At 42.3% G+C, this 4,852-nt stretch carries 4 protein-coding genes; all 4 read right to left on the bottom strand.

The features are described 5' to 3' along the window. Positions 1 to 241: 241 nt before the first annotated feature. Positions 242 to 718: a (2Fe-2S)-binding protein gene (locus AC220I_RS18110; RefSeq protein ID WP_486725274.1), complete on the bottom strand. Its 477-nt coding sequence runs from the start codon at positions 716 to 718 to the stop codon at positions 242 to 244. Beyond that, the gene (locus AC220I_RS18105) at positions 711 to 1,562 is read right to left on the bottom strand and encodes an FAD binding domain-containing protein (protein WP_486725273.1); all 852 of its coding nucleotides are present in this window, start codon (positions 1,560 to 1,562) and stop codon (positions 711 to 713) included. Before AC220I_RS18105 ends, AC220I_RS18110 begins: the two co-directional genes overlap by 8 nt. Then, positions 1,552 to 3,891, bottom strand: a complete 2,340-nt coding sequence (locus AC220I_RS18100) for a xanthine dehydrogenase family protein molybdopterin-binding subunit (RefSeq protein ID WP_486725272.1) — start codon at positions 3,889 to 3,891, stop codon at positions 1,552 to 1,554. The genes AC220I_RS18105 and AC220I_RS18100 overlap by 11 nt, the downstream gene beginning before the upstream one ends. Positions 3,892 to 3,903: 12 nt before the next feature. Next, the coding region (locus AC220I_RS18095) for an NAD(P)-binding domain-containing protein (RefSeq protein WP_486725271.1) at positions 3,904 to 4,852 on the bottom strand (949 nt) is incomplete at its 5' end.

The raw sequence follows: 4,852 nt of genomic DNA, 5'->3' as shown, positions 1-4,852 counted from the left end.
TTGACCGATAAAGAAATTGCTGCCCTTAAAGACAAGGGGGCTATTTAAGTTCAAGTTAGCACTTTATAGACCCTCTAAATAGATAAAAACAGCTGTTTTAGTGAAAGATCCCTTTCTTCTGAAACAGCTGTTTTAAATGTCGTACAAATAAGCGACAAACCAAGTCTAGTCCTCCACGATTGACGATAGCCCTTCAAGATTGACGCTATTCCTCCATGATTAATGCTCGCCTTTCATCACTTTATTTTTGAGCAATTTTTTCTTGAGCTTTATTCACGGCATTTATGATGCCTTCATAGCCTGTGCATCTACATAAATTGGACTTTAACCAAGTTCTCTTTTCTGCCTCATCAGCTTGAGGTTTTGAATTTAGAAGTGCAAAACTGTTGACGATGAAGCCGGCTGTACAAAAACCGCACTGAAAGCCAGTTTCCTCAATAAATGTATTTTGAATCACCGTATCCTCAAGTCCCTCTATTGTGGTAATAGCCTTTTGACCCACTTCCACTGCTAAGACCATACAGGATTTCACAGGAAGACCATCAAGCAGTACCGTGCAGGCACCACAGTCCCCATTCTCACACCCCTTCTTACTGCCAGTCAATCCAATTTTTTCTCTGAGGACATTTAGTAAGGTTTCATGCGGATAAAGGCTAACGCGTTCTAGACTACCATTGACCATTAGATCAATTTCAATTAATCCCTGATATTTAATCATTTTGTCCCTCCCCGTCATTTAGGCCCATCTTAACCGACAATTCTTCCAGAACATCTTCCATGCAAACCTTTAAAAGTGAAAGTCTGTAATCAGCTGAACTGCGGTCATCAGATTTGGCATGTTCGACGAATGGTGTCATGAGAAAGGCAAGTCTCTCACCAGATGCTTTGAGCTTGTTAAAATCAAAACTCGAAGAAATTGGAAAACTGGAATAACCAGATAAAGCGATTTTCACTTTTTCTTCATCAATTGCCACATACTGATGTACAATCGGATAGTCGATCTCAGTAGTTGCTGAATACCTTTGGCTTTTTTCATATACCATATCCTGAGTGTTTATCTTTATCGTCCAAAGCACAGCATTTGGACTTAGCTTTAAGCGTTTGTCAAAGATCTTATCAATCGGGTATGCTACTAGGTTTCCCTTTTCAAGTATCGTCACTTCAGCATCCCTGCAAAGCATGGGTAAAATCGCCTCCCTATAAGGTAAGCGCCCACATATATTACCACCAATAGTAAGTTTGTTTCGAACTGTATGATCTGCAATGGCCCTTAATGCCTCTTGTATTGTTGCGTTATCAACAGATTCAATCACTTCATTAAGCGGAACGGCTGCACCGATGACAACTGAATTCTCTGATTTAGTGACTTTGGTCAGTTCAGAGATGCCCTTTAAGTCAATTACGGCATCCACAAGACCTTTTCCCTGTCTAAACATGGTCACAAGTTCCGTGCCCCCTGCGTATAGTGCATAGGCTATCTTGAGATCAACCAGTTCGTCAATTAAGTGAACCAATTCTTCTTTAGAATCTGGTTTGTAATAAGTAAATGGATTAGAGTTCATGAGACACCTCCCCTTGAGCTTTAGCCTTAATTGAATTTAACAGCTTTTCAGGTGTAATAGGGATTTGATTCATACTCGTGCCAATGGCTCTTGACAAGGCATTGCTGACCGCTCCCGGCATACCGATGACGGATTGTTCACCTAGTCCCCTTGCCCCAAATGGACCGTCTAGCTGTGGCGTTTCTATAAAATACACCTCATATTCAGGTGCATCATCTATTCTCATGATTTTATAATCCCTAAGGGCACTATTTTGGACTTGTCCCCTGTCATTAAAAGAGAAGCCCTCCATAGTGGTATAACCAATTCCCATGGCCATGCCACCAACAATTTGTCCCCTGGCAATCTGGGGATTTATAACTTTACCAACATCTATACAGCATACGGATTTAAGGATTTTATATCTTCCTGTTCTTTTATCAAGCTCGATTTCCACCCCTTCTGCACCTAGGGTCCACTCAAGATCAGGGTGTCCTTCACCAGTGGCTTCATCAATATCCGTTAAGTGCCTTGCAATATAGCGTCCTCGACCGATGACTTGTCCATAGATGGCATTGCCATTTGGATATACATAGCCCAGAACCACTTGCGAAAGCGCTAAACCACACTCTGTATCCTCTTCAAGATAGACACGCTCATTTTTTATGACCAACTCATGCGGTGGCACTCTAAGGACTTGAGACGCGATTTCCTTAATTTGTACCATGGCATCTTCACAGGCTTCTACAACTGCATTGCCTGCCATGAACAAGCCCCTACTCGCAGCCGTTGCCCAATCGCTTGGTGAAATTCGTGTATCCACTTCCATTTGAACGTGAACTTTTTCAAGTGGTAAGCCCAACATTTCTGACGCAATTTGAGCGAGCCCTGTTTTTGTGCCCTGTCCAATTTCAACCACACCTGTATTAAGGTTACAGCTACCGTCACTGTTAAAGGTTAATATAGCACCGGCATCTGTGTTGGTAGGCATGGCAGGCGCTTTCCATAGTCCTGTAATGGCCTTTGCCCTTATCAAGTGCTGATCAACGCGCACCACCTTGTCAATGTCACCACCAAGCACTTCATTAACCTTATCAAAACACGCTGCAATGTCGCCAGTACTTTCAGCAAGTAGGCTCTGCACCGGTGTCGTATCACCTTTTTTAACCCCGTTGAGTCTTCTGATTTCATATGGGTCCACATTTATCTCTTTTGCAAGTTCATCGATTGCCCGTTCTATGGCAAAAGCCATTTCTATATGTCCAAACCCCCTATATGCTGTTGCAAAAGGCATATTGGTGTAAACACAAAGTGAATCGCACCTGATGTTTGGCACATAATAAGGTCCTGTACATGAAATCGCTGCTGCCCTTGAAATATTCACCGCATAATCAGCATAAGCACCACTGTTGAAGTGATAATCAAGTGCCATTGCCTGTATCTTATATTGGGCATCCACACCAATTCTGACCCTTGCCTCTAAGCCAATATGTCCAGGTGAGGTCAACAAATCCTCCTCACGTGAGTTGACGAGTTTAACCGGTCTCCCGCCTACTTTAAGGGATGCAAGATAAGCCAGGCCCTCGAGCTGAATACCAGCCTTACCACCAAACCCGCCTCCAAGCATTGGCGCTTTTACCACTAACTTACCTGGAGGGATATCAAAGAAGGTACTCATAAGCCCCTTCACCACAAAAGGTGCCTGGGTAGAAGAAACAATATACACTTCCCCGTTTTTCCTTATTTCTGCAATTGCTACTCTTGGTTCCATGGCCACATGGTCACCGGGTGGAATTTCCACGGTAACTTCAGCAATATGGGTGGATTGTTTAAAGCCATGGTCTATATCGCCCTTGCGAATTTTAGTTCGATTGGCGATATTGGTTCCCGGTTCAGGATGAATCGGGGAAATATGACTATAAGTAGACATGTCTGGATGGATCAAAGGCGCGCCTTCAGAAAGTGCTTCCATGGGTGATAGGATTGGCTTTAAAACCTCATAGTCCACTTTGATCAAATCCCTAGCCCTAGAAGCGTTTTCATAGGTATCAGCAACTACAAGTGCCACCACTTCACCGTGATGTTTAACATAACCCTTTGCAATAGGTGGTTTATCGCATAAATAAAGCCCCAAATTCGTATTGAAGTCATCCCCAATCAGGATTGCCTTTACCCCGACAGAATTTTGGGCTGTTTCTATATGGATCTTTTCGATTTTAGCATACGCATGAGGACTTACTTTAACCGCAGCATGAAGCATTTGAGGTGATATGATATCATTTCCATAAATAACCTGTCCATTTACCTTTTCAAGACTTTCTTTCCTTAAAGATGATTTAGCAATGCTCAAAACGTTCCCCCCCTATTTCTTTAAATTTAGGATTAATTGTTCAACCACACGTTCTGCGGACTCATTGACGGCATATAAACCCACTCCAAAAGAAGAGGCTTCCTTCTTATCAACCGAGAGACCCATACCACAAAAATAGACATTTTCAGCTGTTTTACCCATCTCATCAAAAACGGGATACCCCTTGTCATCTAAAATATCTAGGCTGAGATAGGCATAATCCGGTCTGTACCCTGTGCACCAAATAATATTCTTAATATTGGCATCCTCAATCGGTATGGATAAAATGGGATCATGTTCATGTGGGTCGATTTCTTCAAAATCAAATTCAACCTGTGCCTTATCTACCACTAGGTTGTAGTCATGGATTAAAGCATCGATCTTGGCCTCAACTTCATAGAGTTTTTGACGAGCAGTCAGCAAGGAGTTTTTCAGCGAATCTGCAAATATAAACTTGCCCTCATTGACATCTGTAAACCTACCAACAATCTGAACCCCTTCCCTTTGGCAATTGAGCAAGGTCTGATTAATTTTGTTGATGATATTATCATTTTGAAGATCTTCAAATTTATAGGGCAGAAATGCCTTTCCCTTATGATAACCAGATAAACGATTTAACCAGTAAACACCATTGATATTTCGATAAATCGTTGGTAATGGGGTTAGACTACCCACAGAAAGGTAGACTTCACTGGAATGAAGCTGCCTGATTTCAAGTGCAATTTGAACGCCAGACCGACCACTTCCAACGACCAAGGTGTTACCCTCAATCAAGTCCTTGGGAGAGTGATAGTTGATTGAATGCATTTGATGGATGTCTTTTGGCAGCTTTTTACTGATGTCAGGCGTAAATGGGTTGTTGAATAAGCCTGCAGCAACAATCACATGTTCACAAGTAAAATCCCCCTTACTCGTATTGACCTCATAATGTGCCTTCACCTTTTTGACGGCCATAACATCG

The sequence above is a fragment of the Fusibacter sp. genome (assembly GCF_057447755.1).
Note: the sequence above shows the minus strand (reverse complement) of the source record. Positions and strands in the feature narration are given on the sequence as shown.